Genomic DNA, 20,721 nt, shown 5'->3' on the forward strand with positions numbered 1-20,721 from the left:
GGAGGCGGAAATGGATACTCTCAATCTGCGTCAGTATTTCTCTGAGCGTGCAACTGATTTTCGCGATAACTTCCTCGCCCAGACACCTAGCAAGGTGCCTTTGGAAGCCTTCGTAGAAAACTCGGCTGCGGAACTCGACGCAAAGCAGGTCTTGCTCGATGAAATGTTCAAACTCTTTGATGAGCAGGGCATGGGCTTGATCTACAAGAACTCGCAAGCGCAATACGGTTACGTGTTGCATGATGCGAGTGAAGAAGGTGCTTTCAGCTACCAACTCTTTGACAAGAATGGGTTCCAAACCCAGTCGTCGTTCACTTCGGCAGAAGAAGCCTTGGTGGAGTTGTGTGCAAATGGTTTTACCCAGCTGGCACCCGCCGACACGCTGGACAAGTTGTCCCAGACCCGAGAGTGGAAGCTTTCGACTGAGCGGCTTGCCTTGCAGAGTCGGGTGCGGGATGGATCGCTTTCTTGGGAGAAATTCCAGCGTCTCTACGCTGATCTTGATTTCAAGTACGATCCAGATACCTGGGTAGCTTGATGGTCTGATGGTGATAACCCTCACACGGAAACGTGTGGGGGTTTTTTTTCGCCTACATGTAACTGCATGCAGTTCGGTTGATCGCCAGTGGCCGCAGATTTACCTTTCCGTGAGCTTTGGAGCCCGCCATGACCGAAACCCTCATCAACTTTGCAATCATCGCAGCTGCCCTCTTTGGGGCGTCCTACACGCCATGGATCAAGCGGTGTTTGGGTGGCCATCCTGCAAAAACCCAAATCCTGCTTTTCAAAGTCTTGGTTGGGGCTTTGTATTTGTTATCGCTCCACGAAACCATTGACGAAGATGGCTTTCTCTACGGTTTGACGTTCAGTTTGATCCCCCTTGCTGCCGGTGCTGTTGTGCTGGGCAGCATGAGGCCTCGCCACAAGGCTATCTCCAAATCGGCACCCATTTCGGGAATCGGGGGCGTTGGCGTCCATGCCGATGACACTGCGCCTACTCAGTGATCCGAACTCAGACTTTCAATCGATGCTGCCTGAGCGCCGGCATTAATCATGACAGGCAAATTCACGGTTGTGACAAATGGGCCGGTCGTCGCCTTGCTGAGGTATTCGATGGCGCTGACCCGGTGATCAAGGTGTACCATTCCCCAGCGGTCACGTCAGATATTGCTTCGGAACAAATGCAGGGAAAAGCAGTCGAATTCGCGCCTCGCGCTGGACGCTCAGACTTGGTGGGCAGTAAGGCCCAGGTTCCCACACCATATTCTCGGGAGCCTCAACCGTCCCATACGGACGATGAGTGGCTTAGCTTTGAAGGATTTATGCTCAATGACCTTGCTGCCCCCCTCGATTGACTCTACTCACCGACAGGGTGGGAAATGACCCGGTTGATCGATACAGAAGTGCCAATAACACCTCCTGTGAGTGATGGTAGTTTCCCCCCTCTTCCAAGCGACGAGCTTCCTTTTCAGGCTGCCGGCAGATGGAAGACCGCTGATGCTTATGCAAAGCGCCGCATAGTGCCTCTGCGTGACTCGGAAGGTTACACGGTCGGCTACCGGCCCACGATCCAGCAAGGTCGTGGAGAAAGTCGGCAAACCCATTCCAAGGTTTTCATGATCACAGCCGAGGTCAATGATTCGATGGCTATGGCATTGGCCCAGCGCTGGCGAGACGCCAAGGAAACTGAGTTAGGCATCAGTTCTGGTCAAATCAGCTCCAAATCAGCATCGCGTTTTGTTCCAGGTATTTCGCTTGTAGTCTCGGGAAAGCCCCCGTATCGAGCCTGTTGGAAGTGGGCAACCCCTGAGCATGCCACCTTGACGAAATACATCACCCAGAACCTCGGCTACGTGGCAGCGTATGAGCAACTGGTTCAGCGCATTTGTGATGTGCTTGGTCTGGAAGTGCCCAGCGAGCTATCAGTGCCCATACCCAGCCCGGTTCAGTACGCCATTCTCCAAGCGCAGGTGATTCCCGAACTACCTGACCGACGCATGACCCCAAGAGAGTGGACAGCAATTTAGCTGCATTGAGTTGAGTGGAACTGGCTTCGATCAACTCATAACCTTGCCCCTGAGAACCATCAAGGGCCACCCATTGAACATCAAGCGCTTAGTGTCAGCCTTCGCATTGTCATCCCTCTTTCACGCACTTGCTCATGCAGCAGAGCCAACGATTCAGGCGGTGACGTTCAAACACCCAGACGGGAGAAATGCGCCGGCTGAGATTTACATTGACGGCGAGATTACTCCATCGCTCCCCCGACAGCTTGCCAGCGCTTTGGCGAGTAACAAGATCGAGAGGGCGACCATCTATATCAACAGTATCGGTGGAGATTTGCAGGCTGGCATGGAGTTAGGGGAGTTCATACGCCGCTCGGGCTTCAACACAGCAATTGGAAGGCGTGGCGCAGCATATGGCAAAGCTATTCCCGGCTCTTGCCAAAGCGCCTGTTTAATGACATTCGCTGGAGGCGTTTACCGATTTGCAGACGCAAATACTTTTTTCGGAATACATCGATTCTATAGCCGATCAGTGTCAAGCCATGACCTCGCGCTCGGCCAAGTCGTTTCAGCAGCGATCACCGGCTACCTTATACGTTTAGGCGTCTCCCCTACCCTTTTCGAACGGATGGTGAATGCAGGGTCGTCTCCGCAGAAGCTGCCTGTGGAAGAGGCGTTAAGGCTCAACCTTGTGAACAATGGCGTGCTGCCGGTTAGTTGGGAAATCATCGGGAGAGGGGGAAAGGTTTTCCTACAAGGCGAGCAGCGCACCTGGAATGGGACTGGCAGATTGTTAGTTTCATGCTCAAGGTCTGAGGGTATGAGCCTGACGGCCCAGTACGATGCAGACCAGAACACTGGAAAGATTCTGAGAGAAGCAAAGCATCTTTCTCTCAGGGTTGACGGTACGTTCATCGGTCTGGCAGCAGGGGCTTTGGCTAGACCTACATCAATCGAAAAGGGCTTCCTTACCTCAACGTACAAGGTGCCTCGGAACGTGGCCTCTGAGCTGTCTCAGGCTCGCTCGATTGGTTTTGCGTGGTTACCATCGGAAACATCCATTTTTTATGGTTTTGATCTACCTGTCTCCGACAGCCGAGATTCAGTTTATTCGTTCGTTAACCACTGCTCAGAAAGATAGTCGAACCGGCAATGACACAGCGCTTCTCACTGCAAGATTTGCGGAACCAATCAATTGGAGCGTCAAGAATGCTGATTCCGCACACCGAGTTAGCCCCAGAAACATTGGATCAATTGCTCAGCGACTACGCGAGTCGTGATGGAACTGACGATGGCCAGTTCACCACTCTTGATGAACGAAAAATGCACCTGCTCGCCTCGCTTGAGCGGGAGGACGTGTTCATCACCTACAATCACAAATATCAACAACCATGTTTGGTTGCGAAGCACGACGTGACGGCAGAAGCATTGGCAGACTTTGCTACGTTTAAAGAGCAGAAGAAGTCGGAAGCAGCAACAGAATTGGCCTATCAGGCTCAGTGCGAGCAGGACTTCATCGCGCTACACAGCCGCTACACAAGCGAAGGTGTGTTTCCACTCTCTTTAGGTCGTACTGTTCAGTCTCACGCGGTGAATGTCCTCCAGCAAAATGGGTCGATTTCACTTGCTGATTTGCAGGAACTGCTTCGCCGGCATTCAATGGGCGATTACGGCGTCATCGGCTGGGGCGATAAACTGGCGAATCTGAAAGCCATAAGCTTCAAGGGCATGATTTACTCTCGCTACGCCGTTGCGGGGCACGATATCTGCGTAGAAACCATTGATGGCCACAGACGGACAATGGCCCGACTCCCAAGCGATTGATTTAGACCATTTATTCTGCGCCCTCCCATCGCTGGGGGGCTCAACCTCCTACATGATGAGCATGGAGTCCATCAATGTTCAGCAAAGCCACATCCAAATCCGAACTGAGCGAAATCTTGCTAGCAAAATGCGAGCACGCAATGTTTCTGGACAGCACTATCAGTACCACTTATGCGGCCCAGCCAGCTCCAACAAAGTCTAAGCACCGCCAGCGCAAGGCGCGGCCTGATGCGTATGCGCAGGAAGTCCAGCGACTTCTGCAAGCTCAGGAGACCTTTTCTGCATCGTCTTCCAAAAGCCAACCTGACACGTCCCAGGAAGTTGATATAGGTTCTTTGGAGCTTGAGGTCGCCCAGTTTATGCGTTCCCGTCGTAGGAAGTGATCCATGTTGAGTTGCATTGATCGGGGGTGACCGGCAAGTTTGGGTGATCCTCTTTCAGGGTTTTCAAATGCCGCCCCGCCTTTCAGCAATCACGTTGGCTGCTGCCGCTTTAACAGGCTGCGCTTCACCCAACAACTACGATTACAACTCGAACCCTTTCGACGAGCCGGTAGCCATTGTGAAGAAGAGGGTTGATCCCAATCCCCTTCTCCCGCGTACCCCTGCTGTAGGGAAGGTAGATTCCTCTGGCATGCCCCGGCAAGAAACTGCCGATACATCCGTTGCTCAGGCGTTTCCGGTGGCACCTGCCCAATCGCTTGAAGTCAGCCCAGCAGGAGCCGGTGAAGCAGCTGCTGTTCAAGACATGATTAACGAGGCAAATCGCCTGGGTTCGCTGGGTGATATTCAGGGCAAAGCCTCGCTTTTGGAGCAGGCAGGATACTCGGGTAGTGCTAAGGCGTTTTACGACCTCGCCCGCATGTATTTGGACGGCTCTATGCCAACCGACATGTCACAGGCGTTTAAGTATATAACGCTCTCACATGAGGATGGATTCGCAGAAGCGACCCGTGTTCTCGGTATGCTTTATTTACGTGGGCAGGGCGTAGCGCCAGACCAAAGCTACGGTCGAAAGCTTCTTGAGCAGGCCTCCAAGGTCAGTGCCAGAGCCGCCCGCGAATATGGCCAACTGCTTACAAACCAAATTCAGCCGCATCTGAACGATACCGAGCTGGGTATCCAGTATCTTCGTGACGCTGCTGATAGGGGCGACCATGATGCTGCATCGTCACTTGCTAAAGAACTGGCCAAGGCTGGCGACGTGGCTGGAGCCCAGTTTTATTCTAATAGTGGTGCAACCGAAGCGTCCGAAAAGCCCCACACTGTAAGTTTGCAAGACCGAGCTTTGCGCGGTGATGCCGAGGCCATGTTTCAGTATGCCCAACAAGTGATGCTTCGCCGGATTAAAGCCCCTGAGCCTGAGTTCACGGCGTATTGCTGGCTCTCCGTTGCGGATCAGTTGGGAAGCCCTCAAGCGGCAGCTGAGCTATCCCTAATTCGTGGAGTCAGGGCGATTAGTGAAAAGAAACAACCTGGACGGCTCGATCAGTGCATTCGTGACCTGCACTATCAGGTAAGTGGCCGTATCTGACACTCCCCTGGCGACTGTTAGTCATCAGGGCAAAGGAATTTAGGAGAGCTGCATGAGCGAAAAGCAATATCGTGTGATGGTGATCGATGACTCGAAAACTATCCGTACCACAGCTGAAGCGTTTGTTCGTGAACTAGGGCATGAGGTCATGTGTGGCACGGACGGCTTGAACGGTATCAGCCACATGCTGACCTTCCAGCCTGATATCTTGTTCATCGATCTCGAAATGCCACGAATGAATGGTATTGAGATGGCTAAGCTCGTTCGGGCAAATAGCATGTTCAAGGACACTCCGATCGTCATGCTTTCGTCCAAAGACGGCATGTTTGATGTAGCTCTGGCTACAGAGGCCGGCGCCAGCTCATACATCGTCAAGCCGCCCCGCAAAGATTCAATCGCCGCAGCCATTGCCAAACATCTGGGCTAATCCATGACTAATAGGCCAGCTACCCTAAAGTTCTCTCAAGCGCCCGAAATATTTCCAGCTGGGCTTCCGCTTGAGCCATGGGAAGTCATTTCGGACTCGAATCATAGCTACGAAGTCGATGCTAGTGGTCGGCTCATCCGCAAGGACAAAAGTACAGGTGCCCGCTGGGTATCGCCGGAGTTCACGGGTAACTTCTCCATCACCATTGTCCCCAGACACTCTCAGTCCGAGCAGACGTACATGCTATATGCAGTCTGCGGGGTGGTTAAACACATGCAGCTGGTGGAGAGAAAGACCCCTACCCCGCTCCAAGCTCTTGCTTGGCCCTGGGTTCTGGAAGCGCTGGTGGTTAACGCCAGGGCTGTGGACGCCTCCCAAACCTACAGGGGCTGTTTACATATTCTCCAGCAGGCCGAAGCAGACCTTGGCTTCAAGACTGGCGATGAGAAGATTGATGCGATGATCGGCATGGCACTTTGCCGTCCGGCGCTTCTACGAGGAAAGACAGCGCGCAATGCGCTAGAGTGTTTGGAAGATTACCAGCTCAGAGCAGCGACTAGCTGGCATCGAGCCCACCTAAGCGACTGACCCGGTTCCCTCCATCGGGTGACCGCTCTTAGAATGGTGGATTTTCTCCCCTTGCAGAGTGTCACCCTTATGGGCAATCAACGACTCGATTCTCCGAGCGCCCCTACATCGCCTACAGGCAACCCAGGCGAAGCCCCTAGTCCCGACATGCGCTCCCCGGACGATGCATTTTCTGTGTACGCTTTTTTGTCACAGGATGTACAGGCTAAGCTGGGAAAGGATTTCTTGGGAAAAATGCCGCTTGATCTGATGGAGAGGTACTGCCTAGCTACTGTTGAGAATGGCCATCCCACAGCAGATATGCTCTATGAGCTTGTCACGAACTTTCTTACAGCCTACGCCAATCCGGCGACGAAGGAAGATGCGCTCAAAGCTTTGGATTACCTTGGTTATCAAGCCGAACAAGCAGATCAATAGCCAGCTGCGGCTGTCCTCGAAACCCAACTCAGGTATCGAGTGTCTTGTTGAAAACCACCACCTCTCCCCGTGACACAGCCCTTTCCCGGTGATCATGACTCCATCATTTAAGGAGTCTCGATCATGAGCGAAATGCAACTATTCTTTCTCAGCGCTGAGGCCGCGACATTCGATATCAACTCCGTCGATGATGGGTTCATTCTGGATAGTGACTCCAGTTGCGGTTCGGCAGCCCATTATTTGAGTCATCGACCTGTTGACGACTGCGTACTCGGCTTAGGCTTCACCAACTGGAAAGCCCTTATCGATCACGCACTCCGCAGCGGTCACTTCGAGCTGTTCACATGCGTGGATGGCGGTATTGGCTTGCGGAAGTACGGTTATCGCCATGGCCCTATCCCACGGTTGCCAGCTGCGGGTGTTACATATGTCCTACAGCGACTTCTCTCTCTGGCGGCCGACCGCGACGGATCGCTAGGCCGCAATGACAAAATGGTCTCGGCTGGCAATGATGTTTCCCACAAGCTCGTAGTAGAGCAAGGTCAGTGCTGTATCACCATCAAGCGAGAGGACGCTTTAGTCCGTACATCATTAAATATCGAGCAGTTGGCATTCTCAGATACGGCAAAGTCTGATCCTGATCCGATTGCCATGCAGGTAGAGCGACTGCTCTGTAATGCTGGCGCTGTTGAATGCGCGGCCTTGCGAATCGCATGTCGCTCGATAGCTACCCAAATCCTTCGCATTGCGCACGGTGTCCGATAGTGGCTCGGCGCAAGACTCAGCACTTCGGTTTACTTAAATCGACCAGGAAGACGCTGGGATTGTCACAGCATGAACTTGGAGTCGCCCTCGGCGTATCGAGGAACACTGTCCGAAGCTGGGAAGGTTGTCGTGAAGACGATTTTCTGCGGCATATTTGCCGGGGCCTTCGAGCATGTCGCATCATGCCGCACCTCGAAACCGTAGCAACAGGTCAGTCTGTGGCTGCGGTACGGGCTGGCATGCGGCTGCATCAGGATGAATTTTCAGAGCTGCTGGGGGTATCACGCTCAACGGTCTCCAGGTGGGAAAATGACACGCCTCCTAGGTGGGTATCATTCGCGCTGCTCTCATTAGCATTTACGGATTGAACTGACATGTTTACGTTTACCCACCCCCTAGCGCCTACGGTTAAATATGAGGGCGAGTTGAGCACTTCCATTGCCACGTATGCTGCCGACCATTTGCATGAGTACGATGTGTATCTTGCTGAGGTAGAGGCTTCGGCTCACGGGATCGGAATTGAGCTTTTCGCGAAAACGACCGGCAAGCCTCTTGGTGTAGTCGTAATTCACTAGCAACATGAGCGGCGATGACGTTTCAGCCTAAACAACAAAGAATCCGCGCATGCGCGGAAAATTTGGTCACGCCCACCGGCCAGCTTTCCGCTAGGTAGAACAATGCAAAAAGAATTCGACCCATTTGCAAGTTACTTTCGGATGCGCATGCCCTGCGCGAATTGCCCATTTCGCAAAAAGGGTGCAGTTGAGCTTCGACCAGGGCGGCTTGAAGGGATCGTGGCTGATCTGCTAGCTAACGACAAAAAGACTTTCTCATGCCACAAAACGCTGACCTCTGAGGATCTTGAAGATTTCGATGACGTAGATGAAAGCGAACAGGCAGGCCGCAGGACTTACTACGAAGCCGAGAAGATGTGTGCAGGCGCCGCAGCCTACTTGCTAAAGAAGCAACGCCCCTCGGTTGGGATGCGTTACGCGCTAGTTACTGGCAGCATTCCTAAAGATCACTGGGTCGAGGCTTTACCCATGGTGATCGACGTTATCGACACTACGAATTGAGCGCTTGCAGACCCTCAGAGGGCTAATGGCGCCGCAGCAGTACAGGCGCGAATTCCTGCGCTGGGGGGAGCACTTTGAAACTATCCAGTTTCGTATTTGTATACGAGCGAAGCCTTATTGAGTTGAATCGTGACGCAAGCGATTTAAACGGGCGAATTGCACTGATCCAGGCCAGACAAAAAATCACACCGGGTGGGCGACTTGCTTCCAGATTGAACCTGTACCGGCATCAGGTGGCATCCTTGAAGCACAAACATCGGGCGGCGGCATGCTGGGTGGTGACGGTGGCACAGCCAATATTTTCCATCATGGCCAAGCGTCTAGGCGCTGCTTACCAAGGCACCTTACTCAAGCATGGAACCGAGCATGCGAGCCTAAAGTTTATCCATGATCAAGACGGAGTAGATCGATCACTTACGCTAAAAATGACATTGGCCCGGCTGTGTACCGAGCCGTCGAATGAGTCAGTAGGGATCGCTATTCACCGCCTTATCAACCTCCCATCTACTGGTTGCGTAGCGGAAGACCTCTCTCTTGATATTACTATCAGCGACCTACTCAGTCCGCTGATGGCCGTCTGATTCATCCGCCTTGACCGTGGTTGCGCCGAACATTTTTTTATCAACTATTTCAACGATTTCGTGTTTCAAAGACGGCAGCCCGTTATCAAGTTGCTCGATATAGTAACGGTTGTAGACCAATATATCGGGTTGCTTAACGCAGCCTTTCTCCGCATCGCACTTTGCCGGCTGCTTATTTCTCAGCGGCTCATTCTGCATGCACTCGATATTAGAATGTCGCGCTTTACAGTCGAAACCCTCCAGCCGCAGGTCATTTACCAGATTTCGAGTTGTCGGGCTCGGGTTTTCAATCCAGGCACTTGTACAACCTGAGACAAACAAGCTTCCTAGCAATGACAGCCAAACATAGGTACGCAATTGGGGTTCTCCTTCAACGGTTCACCCAACGCTACTCATCAAGAGGCTCAAATACCACTCAACAAGCATCATTTGGAGAGAAATTCATGTCACGTCGCAATTACGCCCTCTGCGCCATCGGCGTGTTCGCGCTTGCCGCCGCTGCACTGAGCTATGCGCTTAATTCCAAACCGGAAGACAGGTGGGCGAGCGTCGATAATTTCAAGCATGGACTGCCGGGTAAGCTTCGATCCTCGAATGGGGCATCCCCTGGCTTCGACGTTACCGCTCTCGCCAGCGAGCTTGCCAAGTTTCGAGTCAAAGGAATGCCAGTTTGCGCAGAAGAAGAGGTGGCAGCTGATCAGTATGTTGAGCTTTCGGCAATCGCTGTGAAGCTTTCACCTTACAGCGCATTGACCTTGCAACTTAATTCCATACTGGATACCCCCGAGGGTATCTCAGATTGCCAATTCAGGATTTTGCAGTGGGCATCGTTGTAGCTTTGAAGTCGTTGAGCGATCCGCGCATGCGCGGAAAAGACTAGCGTGGGGGCGTTTTAAACCACGCTTCTGTGTGAGTTCTGGCAGGGGTTAGGCCTCGTTTCCGTGTAGATTTCGCGTAGCGTAAGGCCTAAATGCGCTTTTATCGCGGCTGTGTTCCAGAAAAGATAACAAATACAGTTGGTTAGCTGCGGTCATCCTGCGATTTCTTCTTGACGACTGAGCACGGTTTTATCTGTTTTGGAAGGTGTTTTCGATGGACGAAATGCCGCGCATGCGCGGGAATGACTGCTTCTATCGGGCCGCCTTGCAGAATTGATAATATCTATTGGGCTCTCGCGATGACACACGGCTCTGTGGTTTCCAATGAGTTATCCACGATCAGAGCCGGAGTTTCGATATGTGCGAAGAAGAACAGACCTACACCGAGCGAGCCCGTTCGTGGCTTAAAGAGCACGAGCCTACATCAGAGCAAGTCCAGGATGCCTACACCCGAATGCTCACCCTCCTGGAGACCAAGCCACACCTCGCAGGGGCTGATACTGACGAGTGCCTAGAACTGCTGGTTAGTGCCTACGGCCATGCAGGTGGCTCAGTCGATGACCTGCTAAGTCAAATCGATGCGAAGAAAGCTTCCAGCGCCCCAGCTCCCATAGCTGAGAATAGTGGCTTGGATGCGTCGCCTTTGTACTCAGTATCTGACACACCGGCCATAGTGCTGTCACCCGCAGATAAGCGAGCAGCGTTCCAAAAGCTCAAACGAAGCTTGGAGCGCGGCGAGGTCTACAGTGTTGGCAGCTCCCCTTTCTGACTGACAGGTGAGTACCGTAGCTGCTAGGTTTTCCTACCCCTCAGCGGCTCGGGGGGGAGACACGGAGCTAAGTGAGCATCGATAAAGATATCGGCATCAAAGCGCTCTACAGTCTCCCGCAATGCCTCGTCTCTGAGTAAATCTGCAAGGGGAGGGCAGTTGGTTTTGATTTCTGCCCACGCCTTTTGCTTAAGCGCTTTGGGCAGTTGCGACAGCTTGACCAGCTTCTCTTTTTGGGTGATGACGAGCACTGGCACTGGCCAGCTATCCATACCTGAACCGACGTTGTATTCGTCCATATCAACCCTCTCAGCTGAGAATCTATTTTGAAGGCATTCCAGCGTTGGTTGCATGCCAACTGGCTGCTGTTACTCGTTATGCTGAGAGAACCGATCCCCCTGGGACATAAAGAAGGCTGTGGAAAATGATCGTCGTTGTGGGCACCCGCTATCCTGAATCTGCCTTTCGCTATTCGCTGCTGCTCAATATGCTCGGGCACTCAACACTCGCGGTGCGCGCAACTGCCCCCTTATTGAGTTGCATCCTAGACCCGAGGTCAGGTTTGCTTATCCTCGAAGACGGGTTCGTCCCGAACACGTCAGCTCATACCCTTATCAACCAAATACGCAGCATGCCAGGCCCCAAGTCTTCAATTCCTATCATTCGGGTTTGGAAAGGGCCTATTTTGGCGAATGGGCACGATAGTCCATCCGTTGTGACGCTGAATGCGCCAGTCACAGGTACAGCGCTTGACCACGCATGGTGCTGTTTGGGTTTGGAAAGGGGAGGATAGGCAGGTATTTAATGCGGAATTTCACCTTGGCAGCTCTGGCGATTGCCACGCTTGCCGGCTGCGCCTCGGCGCCCCAGGAGCCAGCTGTATCGACTTACAGCTATGAGTCCAAAGCCCACTCGGGCACCGTGCATGTCACTGAAAAGTTCTACACGAGCGAAGCTATTCAGTGTGCAGGCAAGTGGCGGGAAGGAGAGGTTTATACCCCTAAAGGGATTATTCCTATGGGGCATGATCATCTTGATATCGGCATTGATCTAAAAAGCGATGGACAACCAGATACAGCGGTTACCCTCAGTATTCCACTAGCCTTGGGTGGTAGGGTCTACACCAAGGATTTGCAGGAATACAAGTCCTTCATGCTCGGCACAGAAACCAACGGTATCGTTCAGCAAGGTGACCATTTCACATATCCCGAGGGCTACTTCATTCGCGTAAGTCAGCCAGGGGTGAAAGGGTGGGATTTCGTTTCGTGCATTGGCATTGATCACATGTACGTTCTAAAGGCCGACCTGGAAAGCTCTACTAATCCCCCAGTTTATCTGGATCGGGTCGTAGTGCCTTTTTCGATGGAGCAGTCTGATCAGCCCGTTAAAGTGTCCTTCGGAAGCCAAATCCAACACACCGCCGAATTACGGGTTGCACCAAACAAATGAATGCCTGCGTGATCAAGCTTGATAGCCGCCGCCTTTATGTAGAACTCCCCGCATGCCTCGTCCATGAGTTGCTGGCAGATATCGTCACGCGGTACGAACGCTTGTTCACGTTCATGGAGCCCGTTTACCCGCAAGGCAAGCCTGAGTTGCTATTTGAAGTCCTTGCGGACGGTTACGGGCTTCCGGCATGCACCGAGTCAGTGGGAGTCGATGTGGTTGACCTTCGCGTACACGACGTGGAAGCCAATGCAGAAGCCGATATGCGGTGGAAAGAACTGCATGTTGGCCGGATTCTCGCCCAAAAATTTGCGAGCACGATCAACTGCTCATAGGAATTTGAATGCGTAAACTTGCACTCTGCCTGCTGATAGGCGTTAGCTCAGCTAACGCGGCCACACTGGATATTGCTGTCTCTCAAGGCAGTCATGAGCCGGTCACTTACCAGTATCAGCTTTCCGACCAGCGCCAAACCCTCGACCTTCGGGATGCCAACCGTTATACGGTGGCTGTACAAGACAAAGCGAGGAAAAAGGATATTTGCCGCGAGGCTGAGTATCGCACTGGTATGGTCATGACATTGCGACAAGTGGAAAAGCCCGCAGATGGCCAATACAAGGTGGAAGTGGTGGGGCAGGTCTCTACCCTGAAAGCGTTGGAAGAAAAAGGGCGCCTCGATTGCGGGGTTAACGTCCTCCCGGTCATTGATAACGCAGCTTTTTCTGATACGTCCATTATCGAGGTTGGTAAGCCAAAGGTGATGGTTGTTGACGGAAAGACAACGGTGCTCATGACAGTTAAAGAATAGTTCGTGATCCAGTAGGCTTATGCAAGTTTCGAGGCGGTTGAGACGAGCGAAGCCCAACTCAGTTTCGGAACAGGCTCTCTGGGCGGCGCGTGGTTCGGCTTGGGCATTGCAGCCTGGGCCGATCTCAACCTGACCGCGAATATCATCCTCAACCCTGTGCAGCGCCTTGACGCCATCAATCCTAATGGGAGGCGTTCGCACGCCATTCCCACGCATCCTCCACACAGCCACCGGCACTCAACGGTGAGGCTCTGCGACGATCTGGAAAGCCTCAGAAGAGCGCGAGTTGAGCAGGGTGTTGCGTCGATTCTGCAAGTGCTGGCGCATAATGCGCTCTATAGCCGAGCAGATTGAAGCGGGCCTCACAACCTTTGCAGATAATGAAATTCTGGATGTTCGACAGGTCATCTTGCGCTACAGGTGCGCGGGGAGCTTCAAGTGAATGATCCCTGCACAACGATGTAGCCGTAACGTCAGCCGCAACGCAAGAGTCCAGGCACAGATGCACAATGCCGTCTTTAAGAGCGAATGCGATGTGTGTACATGGACTGCCCATGCGATGAGCCCGTGGTTGAATGTGGGTGGTGATCATTCTAACGAGTGACTATTGGCCAGTAATCCCCACCTGATGCGTTTGCACCCGAGTTGAGTGGAAACGCAACCTGCACATCGTTGATATTGGGCTGTGCATTCGCATTTTTGAAGCCCGAGCATGACCTCAACAATCCATTTCTATGATGGCCAATACTTAGGCACCCCCTCTCAAGGTCAGCTTGTATCCTTTGACTCGTTGACTTGTGGAGGTGTCGATAGCAGCCGGTATAGCGAGCGAATAGCCCTCCGGGCTGACGTTGCATTTTCTCCTGAAAATGTTGAGCAGCTTGACTGTTTCGATTTGGATTTCAGCACTGGTGTGACTGAATACGAGTGGTCGCGCACGGCGCAGGAGCTTTTTGCCCGGCCTAATACGTTGCACGTTGGAATTGGGAATACCTCGGCCCTTGACCATTTCATTCGTTATTCGCTGTACCGAAGCCTGAGTACGCTTCCGAACACTCTGGCCCCTGACGGCGCACACTTCATCGATTTGCTCACTGTCTGTCGGGCGATAACGCTCTTGCGTCCCACCACGATGCCTTTCGAGCTGCCTGTAGAGTGGGGGGAGCAGCGCAAGCGCGAGTTAGTACAACGGATATACGAGCGGTCTTCCAGAGCAGACACGGTTCTTGCTCTCGCACGTTCGATCTGGTCGTCCAGTCCTAAGCTCATGTCGCATGCTGTGGCGCACTCGGCGCCAGCTCAGATTGGCTCACTATGCGGGCTCATCGATGGTCAGATTGATAGTCTTGCCGCATTGCGTCCTGTATTCATCTGCCATGAGCATTTGCTTGCGGATGAGCGCTGGGGGATTTTCCTAGCGCTAGGTACTGATCCGCAGTACGCCAATATCATCTACATGGTCGATCTACAGTGCGACCTCTCCGATCTAGTGCTAGATGCTGGAGCATCAGTCACTCGGTTTATAAGGACGCAAGCTCACCAGAGCGATAGGCCAATTATTAGGGTAAACCTAAACCGGATTCCTTTTGTCAGTCCTCTTGGTGTAATCGATAGCAAAACAGCCTCTCGGCTTCGTATAGACGCGCCCACGATCAAGCGAAATGCAGCACAGATTTCCTTGCAGCACGACATTTGTCTGGCGCTGATGGAAGTCTCAGGCGCTTCTGAGAACACCCTCAAAGGCGACCCGGACTACCAGCTATATGGGGCAGAGTACCTTGAATCGGACTGTCATCTACTCAATAGGCTTCACGCGTCACCGAGAGTTGAATGGGCTGGCTTGGTGCGTACTGCACATGATTCGCGAATCACAGCTCTAGGAGACCGGCTGATCAGGCGTTTGGAGCCGGCACTGCTAAACGAAACAGAGGTAAAAGAGTGGTACGCGCATTGCGCGAGCCGTTTGATGGGTAACGCGGACTCAGGAAGGAGGGCAGAGGCAATGAAATACTGCTCGACCATTAGCGGATCAGACGCTTATCCAATTGGCATGCGCGCTGCTGCACAACATTGGCTGAAAACCGTAGAGATTTGGAATGAGTCCAGGAACAACGTTTGACCCGTATGAGGTAATGCCTTTTCACGGCTACATCGAGCAAGAGACTGGGCGTCCGGCCCGATATCCGTCTCTTGCACACTTCATTCATTCAGAACGCTTTAGGGGCGTTGATGAGCATTACCGTACATACCTCCTGCGTCTAGAAGACGCTGAGCTATTTCGCTTAGAGGTTGACGGGATTGGACAGGTCGGGGGCGATTCTCAAGATTGGTCTCGTAGAAAGGGCAGATTGCTCTACGCCGGCATCTTTATGCAGGCCGTTGCGCATAGGGATCGTTATTCGCAGCTGTTGTCCCATGGTGCTCGTTTATCAGTTGCAAGCGGCTCGTATAGCGATGATCTGGCCCGCGCAATGGGCGACTTCATCAATGATGTATCGACTCCGCAAGAAAAGCTCAAAGTGGCGTTTGCAGGTAGCTGTGTTGATCAGGGTTATGCAGACGGGTGCCTAAAGATCATCTTTGCAAATCGGCTTCCGCAATGCTTGTTTGCCATCGAGCATGACGCTTGCGCCCAGGTCATTTCTGACTATGCGAGAGAAACGGCTACAGCGTTTATCCTATTGGATTCCTCGCTGACTGAGGATGCGCTTGCAGAAAACATAGGTAGGCGTTCCACCCATATTTTCCGGTTCGTCGGTGGTGATGACGATTGCTTATCTGCCCGAATACTGGCTATCGCTGAGCAGTCCGGCGCCACTGTCTCTCCTATTCTTCCTAAGCCATGACCGGCCTTTTTCGTCTAAAGGCGATAGCCTGCGCTCTTGCCATCCCGGTACTCAGCGGCTGCGCAGCCAAGAATCCAGATTGGCTTGTCCATCCGACAGGAGCATTCTGCGCAGCCTCGCTCGATTCGCAATGCCTTAAAGGGTTTGCTGAAAGCACCTATTCAGAAGCAACTGCTCGTATCGCCGCCAAGAGAGCGGCTGAAAAAGCTGTTCCGCCTGATGCCCGCTCGAAAACAGCGGCGGATAGTCAGATTGATGATCATCTTGATAAGGCAGTTACGCCCGTCGAGCAGGCAAGCAACACGAATGTGACTAGCCTCGATACAGTGGCCAAGGCCGAAGCATCGCCAGAGCCTGCCGTAGCGGCGGAGAGCGCTGAGATTGTGGCCACGTCAGAGAATGATGTTGGATCAATTCCGATATTGGCATTCGGCATCGGTGCGGCTGGTGCAAACGCGTCAGATGCCGAAGGCTTTGAACGCGATCCGGCGATTACAGAGTCATATGATGCCGGCGCACTTCTAAACGGTGGTGGCCCTGTTACACAAGAGCGTATCAAGGCGGCATTATCCATCGAAGATAAGACACTGCGGTCAGAGGTGCTATCTGGGATCGTGAGACTTAATGCGCAGTCCATGGGCGACGAACAGCTAAACACATTACTGGATGACCTCTACGACCAGGACAAAGGCCAATACGCGAATGCGCTAATTGTGAAGCTTCCAGGCCTGCTACGGACGGGGGACTTAGAACGAGCTTCCGCGTTGAGGTCTGTGTTACTTGAGTCAACTCCTGATTCAAGCGGTTTTTCGATGCTGGCGTATGTCGCGAGTTGCTATTCAATGGCTGGCCTGAAACAAGATGCTGGCGCAATTGTTATCGACGCCTACAACGGAGGGAAGGAGCTAAGCGCTGATGACAAGAAGCTAATCTTGATGGCTATCAGAGTCGGGGGTGGGGATTACCCCCCATTGCAGGACTTCTACGACTATAAATCTGATGACGTTCGTTTACAGGCGTACCTAACGCTTTCTGTTATCTCCCGGCAGCTAGGGCGCCCTGAAATAGCACGTCGGGCTGTTGGCGATGCTGTGAGGTTCATCCAGAAGGCATCGGTTAAGGTGGATCGCCAAAGGGCTCTGGGCCTGATTCTATCAGCGACGCCTGGGCTATTTTGATGAGAAGTTATCCACCGAAACTCTGAGCAAATCGGTGGATAAGTAGCTGTTGGCCAGTCAGTGCATGCCCTCAAGCGGGTTGCTCATTTATTAGCCAGTTCTTCTTTGTTTTTATTCCTGCCCGGCGATGACACAGCACCATAGGGTTGAAGATTACTCCCATCAATCAAATTCGATGGGAGCAACCCATGACCGTTCAAACCAATCTCTCAAGCGTCTCTGCCCCCGTTGGATTTGCAATCCCTCAGTCACTTGCGGATTTTCCTGCAACACCTCGACAGGGCCTGCGCTTGACCATGGAGCAGGAGCAGGCTTTCGGTTATACGGTCTTCCAACTGACCCTTGACCAGATGAGTGCATTCGCTTGTGATCGTGAATTGATCGCAGACTTGCTCTCTGATGTTGAGGCAGCATTCAGTAAGGACAACAAAGCAGACAAGGCGGTGGCGTTGATTTGCGTAGACGGTCGCTGGGTGCGTCATGGCAGCATTCCTGACGCATTGTTTTCGAAGCTGGCTAGAGAGCGCATTGAAAGTGTGCGGAGCGCTTTGGCATCAATGGCCGCACTTGACAGCAAAGAGCGCGACCTCTTCTACAACGGTGCGTTGGATGCACTCCGGTGTAGTCTCGCGCAACTCGTTCCCTACGACATGATTCTGGCAAAAGCCACCAATGCATTCCGTAACAGTTGCAGTGACCTCAGCGCTGCTTGTCGCGATCTTGTCCTGTACGTGGCAGATGAAATGCATCTTGCCCGGCCCACGGTTCACAGCCTTTGCGAGCAATTTTGGCTGTCCAACAAGTTGCCGGCAATATGCTTTGGCGCCAATCGATATGTGCAAGCCATCATGCCAGCCAAGGCGAAACGAGCGTTTCGGTTTGGTGTCCTGGAGCGTCAGCAGCGAATCGCTAACGTTGCTTTAGCTACCGGCGTACCGGTCGTGGAGCTTCTGGCCAGCTGGTCGGCATTCCATAAATGCCATCAGCGCATTGACCGGCTTTCTGGCACATTTGCGATGATCAATGCTGGACTTGCAGAGAAGGTCGCCTATGAACATAACTTCGCATCAGACTTCGATCAGGTTCGCTCCGCTGCTTACCAGGGTCTGAGTCGAGCGATCAGCCTCTACGCGCCTGAAAAAGGGATGAAGTTCAGCACTTACGCAGTGACCTGGATCAAACAGACGATCATTCGCAGCCTTATCCAGCAGGAGTTAATCCGCCTTCCCGAGGGTAGCCACAAGATGCTTGGTCGCGTGCGTGCTGTATACGCTGACCTTCCAAATGCCAGTGATGAATACGTTTGCAAGGCCTCGGGGATCAGCTTGTTTGAGCTAGAGGGTATTCGCCCCTACCTGCAAGGGAATGGCGCTATGTCCATGGATAGTCTGTCCAATTCCGAGGGCGAAGACTCTGGCATGCACAGCTTTATTGCGGATGAAAACAACAACTTTGTTGCCGATCTAGAAGAAGAAAGCGAGTCTGCCTACGTCGTTGGGCTGATTAAGGCTGCATTGAGTGAGCGCGATTTTTTCATCCTCACTCGAAGAACTGGCCTGGGTGGAGCGGAAGTGATCCAGGTTGCCGAGCTGGCGAAGTTGCTGAACACCTCGCCACAAAATATCAGCCGCATGGAAAAGAAGGCGCAATCGAAGCTTGTAAACATTCCAGAGTTGAAAGAAGTGTGGCACCAGATGCAAGGGTAAACCTAACCGCATCTGGCTTTGAGTGCTTCGGCGCTTTCTTTTTGACTTGAGGATGCTGCTTCGTTGTCTATAACCAGCTGGCACATGTCTACGACCCCAGCAAAGTCGGCCATGGCAAAAAAATGGGTAGCGATTTCTAGGTGTGTTGCGGCAGTTGGATCATCAGCATCCGGTGCCGCCCTATTTTCACTCTGAGGGCAATTCTCCGCCCCGGCCTGCTTGGCGTGAGGCTGCGGCGATAGAACCTCATCAGCGGACTCTTGCGCGGCCTTAACCCCCTTAACCGCATTTGACGGAGATAGTGAGTAGGTTGAGGCGCTTGCAAACCTTCTGGCAGGTTTGATTGGTTCAGGCTCAGAAAGCTGTGTTTCAACGACCTTCGAACGGTTGTTGAGCTTCATCAGCCAAAGAACAAAGAAGCTTCCCATACCCAGCAAAAGGAGAATTAGGCCTAAAAATTGCGACACGGCGCACCTCATGAAATCGATCTAAAAAGATTTTATATGGATCGCAATCACGATTCCGCCGAACCATGTGCAGATTGGGGGTCATCGGGTTTCCACTCTCAAGTATGAGGCTTAGAGGAATCCCCATGATCGAACCGATGAAACTTACCCGCCGCCGCTTCAACAAACTCTCAGCCGCAGCAATGGCCGTTTCAGCTATGGGCCTGGGCGTGTTTACGCCGGAAGTCCGAGCAGCAGGTGTGAACCTTGCAACGTTGCTTACGATTGATCCGATAACGCTGGAGTACAAGGTTTTCAGCCCCTGCTGCTATTTTTGCCAAGACTACATGGTTGTGTCTCATTACCAGCCGACAGTTCTGTGTGAGGTTGTAAAGGGGGGTGGGGACACGGTTCTCGGTCAGCCTGTCGCTGGGCCGCTGTCAGCTGGCGTAGATAATAACGACTACACCAGCATGCATGTTCGGCTATGGCAGATTCCCGACTGGGCAGTGAACATTGCAATGCTTGGTCAGGGTTGCAAAATGTGCGGTGTTGACTCTGCGACCAGCCCAGCTACGAAGTCGATACTCAGCACCAGCTTGTGCTCAGTTGCAACAGACAAGCTGATCGGCGCCGCGACCAATCAGATCAATCAAGCGATGCCTAACTGTTTTCCCAGACTGCTATACACGACTGAGAGTGACCCTGCCTGGAACACCGGCTGTCGCGATTGGTTGATGTTTCCTCCAACAGACCTCGAATGCTCGACCCTGGGCGCCACGATAGGGAATATGTTCGGATTGGAACGATGCATTGGCACGCAGTGGGGGCCGCTCTATCCCAGACAAATGGCCACCCCGCGAGACAACCCAATCGTGGCTGCCGGTATCGCAGCGTACCGTGCGCTTCACATTGCACGTAATGCGCTCGGCTCCCTGCCTTTTGACACATCAATGAGCATCGGGAAATTGCAGCAGACTTCCCCGATGGTCACTGTTGGTTTCAGTCCAGGTAGCCTTTTGCTGGATACTCAGATGTTGTTAGGCCCGGTTGCTCCAGATCACATCTATACGTTCGTATGGTGGCTGCCTGTGGTCTGCTGTAAGACTTACGACGAGATTTTCGGCTTCTGTACGCCATCCTCGCCTTGTTCCTGAGTCGCGTTTGAATTCCGCGCATGCGCGGGATTCTTTTTAAAGGTAGGGAGGGCAGAACCGGGCAAATCTCCGCGCATGCGCGGTTTTTTTGGTAGCTCGCGATGACACAGAATTTGCTTCTGCACTATGTGGGTGACTATGAAGGAGTACCCATGAATAGCAGACAGATTACGACTGGCCCGACGTTGAAGCAGTTCGCGACCTTGCTCAATGAGAACGAGTTGGAGGTAACGTCGAAGCTCGGCACCTCGACTATCAGTAGGGTGCGGT

General features: G+C 52.8%; 24 protein-coding genes. 21 read left to right on the forward strand and 3 right to left on the reverse strand.

Features of this window, described 5'->3' with window-relative positions; genetic code table 11:
* The first annotated feature begins 10 nt into the window (after window positions 1-10).
* The 12 genes from QOM10_RS30725 (at window position 11) to QOM10_RS30775 (ending at window position 8,636) form a co-directional block, all read left to right on the forward strand.
* Window positions 11-538, forward strand: a complete 528-nt coding sequence (locus tag QOM10_RS30725; protein WP_057451512.1) for a hypothetical protein — start codon at window positions 11-13, stop codon at window positions 536-538.
* Between the two features lie 128 nt (window positions 539-666).
* Complete coding sequence (locus QOM10_RS30730; protein WP_316918434.1) at window positions 667-1,005, forward strand: hypothetical protein; 339 nt, start codon at window positions 667-669, stop codon at window positions 1,003-1,005.
* A 374-nt stretch (window positions 1,006-1,379) separates the two neighbouring features.
* Window positions 1,380-2,027: a hypothetical protein gene (locus QOM10_RS30735; protein ID WP_116893082.1), complete on the forward strand. Its 648-nt coding sequence runs from the start codon at window positions 1,380-1,382 to the stop codon at window positions 2,025-2,027.
* Between the two features lie 73 nt (window positions 2,028-2,100).
* Entirely contained in the window at window positions 2,101-3,147 is a 1,047-nt protein-coding gene (locus tag QOM10_RS30740; RefSeq protein WP_316918435.1) for a hypothetical protein, read from the forward strand.
* Between the two features lie 68 nt (window positions 3,148-3,215).
* Entirely contained in the window at window positions 3,216-3,830 is a 615-nt protein-coding gene (locus tag QOM10_RS30745; protein WP_057451508.1) for a YheU family protein, read from the forward strand.
* Between the two features lie 74 nt (window positions 3,831-3,904).
* On the forward strand, window positions 3,905-4,213 hold the full coding sequence (locus QOM10_RS30750) for a hypothetical protein (RefSeq protein ID WP_101165830.1): 309 nt from the start codon (window positions 3,905-3,907) through the stop codon (window positions 4,211-4,213).
* Window positions 4,214-4,256: 43 nt separating this feature from the next.
* On the forward strand, window positions 4,257-5,363 hold the full coding sequence (locus QOM10_RS30755; protein ID WP_133125565.1) for a tetratricopeptide repeat protein: 1,107 nt from the start codon (window positions 4,257-4,259) through the stop codon (window positions 5,361-5,363).
* 52 nt (window positions 5,364-5,415) lie between these two features.
* Window positions 5,416-5,790 (forward strand): response regulator, encoded by a 375-nt coding sequence (locus QOM10_RS30760; RefSeq protein WP_057451505.1) that lies wholly within the window; start codon window positions 5,416-5,418, stop codon window positions 5,788-5,790.
* Between the two features lie 657 nt (window positions 5,791-6,447).
* Entirely contained in the window at window positions 6,448-6,795 is a 348-nt protein-coding gene (locus tag QOM10_RS30765) for a hypothetical protein (protein ID WP_316918436.1), read from the forward strand.
* A gap of 123 nt (window positions 6,796-6,918) precedes the next feature.
* Window positions 6,919-7,560: a hypothetical protein gene (locus QOM10_RS30770; protein ID WP_057451502.1), complete on the forward strand. Its 642-nt coding sequence runs from the start codon at window positions 6,919-6,921 to the stop codon at window positions 7,558-7,560.
* A complete protein-coding gene (locus tag QOM10_RS31450) occupies window positions 7,509-7,928 on the forward strand; it encodes a helix-turn-helix domain-containing protein (RefSeq protein ID WP_410479236.1) in 420 nt (139 codons plus the stop codon). The genes QOM10_RS30770 and QOM10_RS31450 overlap by 52 nt, the downstream gene beginning before the upstream one ends.
* Window positions 7,929-8,237: 309 nt before the next feature.
* On the forward strand, window positions 8,238-8,636 hold the full coding sequence (locus QOM10_RS30775) for a hypothetical protein (protein WP_316918437.1): 399 nt from the start codon (window positions 8,238-8,240) through the stop codon (window positions 8,634-8,636).
* Window positions 8,637-9,190: 554 nt separating this feature from the next.
* Here the strand turns inward: QOM10_RS30775 and QOM10_RS30780 are convergent.
* Entirely contained in the window at window positions 9,191-9,574 is a 384-nt protein-coding gene (locus QOM10_RS30780; RefSeq protein WP_082534456.1) for a hypothetical protein, read from the reverse strand.
* 86 nt (window positions 9,575-9,660) lie between these two features.
* On the opposite strand from QOM10_RS30780, the gene QOM10_RS30785 reads away from it, so the two are divergent.
* The gene (locus QOM10_RS30785) at window positions 9,661-10,053 is read left to right on the forward strand and encodes a hypothetical protein (RefSeq protein WP_316918438.1); all 393 of its coding nucleotides are present in this window, start codon (window positions 9,661-9,663) and stop codon (window positions 10,051-10,053) included.
* Between the two features lie 834 nt (window positions 10,054-10,887).
* Here the strand turns inward: QOM10_RS30785 and QOM10_RS30790 are convergent.
* Entirely contained in the window at window positions 10,888-11,163 is a 276-nt protein-coding gene (locus tag QOM10_RS30790; protein WP_057451543.1) for a hypothetical protein, read from the reverse strand.
* Between the two features lie 505 nt (window positions 11,164-11,668).
* Between QOM10_RS30790 and QOM10_RS30795 the strand changes: the two genes are divergently transcribed.
* From QOM10_RS30795 to QOM10_RS30825, 7 genes are all read left to right on the forward strand, one after another.
* The gene (locus QOM10_RS30795) at window positions 11,669-12,313 is read left to right on the forward strand and encodes a hypothetical protein (protein WP_133125567.1); all 645 of its coding nucleotides are present in this window, start codon (window positions 11,669-11,671) and stop codon (window positions 12,311-12,313) included.
* A gap of 8 nt (window positions 12,314-12,321) precedes the next feature.
* Window positions 12,322-12,645 carry a hypothetical protein gene (locus QOM10_RS30800; protein ID WP_057451497.1) on the forward strand — a complete coding sequence of 108 codons (324 nt, stop codon included), beginning with the start codon at window positions 12,322-12,324 and terminating at the stop codon, window positions 12,643-12,645.
* Between the two features lie 8 nt (window positions 12,646-12,653).
* Window positions 12,654-13,118, forward strand: coding sequence for a hypothetical protein (locus tag QOM10_RS30805; protein ID WP_057451496.1), 465 nt, complete (start codon window positions 12,654-12,656; stop codon window positions 13,116-13,118).
* Window positions 13,119-13,830: 712 nt separating this feature from the next.
* Entirely contained in the window at window positions 13,831-15,237 is a 1,407-nt protein-coding gene (locus tag QOM10_RS30810) for a hypothetical protein (protein ID WP_101166140.1), read from the forward strand.
* Window positions 15,215-15,964, forward strand: coding sequence for a hypothetical protein (locus tag QOM10_RS30815; RefSeq protein ID WP_133125594.1), 750 nt, complete (start codon window positions 15,215-15,217; stop codon window positions 15,962-15,964). The genes QOM10_RS30810 and QOM10_RS30815 overlap by 23 nt, the downstream gene beginning before the upstream one ends.
* Window positions 15,961-17,142 (forward strand): hypothetical protein, encoded by a 1,182-nt coding sequence (locus QOM10_RS30820; protein WP_101166138.1) that lies wholly within the window; start codon window positions 15,961-15,963, stop codon window positions 17,140-17,142. The genes QOM10_RS30815 and QOM10_RS30820 overlap by 4 nt, the downstream gene beginning before the upstream one ends.
* A gap of 188 nt (window positions 17,143-17,330) precedes the next feature.
* Window positions 17,331-18,848, forward strand: a complete 1,518-nt coding sequence (locus QOM10_RS30825; protein ID WP_101166136.1) for a sigma factor — start codon at window positions 17,331-17,333, stop codon at window positions 18,846-18,848.
* A 2-nt stretch (window positions 18,849-18,850) separates the two neighbouring features.
* On the opposite strand, the gene QOM10_RS30830 is transcribed toward QOM10_RS30825, so the two are convergent.
* Window positions 18,851-19,315: a hypothetical protein gene (locus QOM10_RS30830; protein WP_101166134.1), complete on the reverse strand. Its 465-nt coding sequence runs from the start codon at window positions 19,313-19,315 to the stop codon at window positions 18,851-18,853.
* Between the two features lie 125 nt (window positions 19,316-19,440).
* On the opposite strand from QOM10_RS30830, the gene QOM10_RS30835 reads away from it, so the two are divergent.
* Window positions 19,441-20,451: a hypothetical protein gene (locus tag QOM10_RS30835; protein WP_082534454.1), complete on the forward strand. Its 1,011-nt coding sequence runs from the start codon at window positions 19,441-19,443 to the stop codon at window positions 20,449-20,451.
* Window positions 20,452-20,721: the final 270 nt, after the last annotated feature.

This window comes from Pseudomonas sp. P108 (assembly GCF_032613195.1).
Classification (GTDB): Bacteria; Pseudomonadota; Gammaproteobacteria; order Pseudomonadales; family Pseudomonadaceae; genus Aquipseudomonas.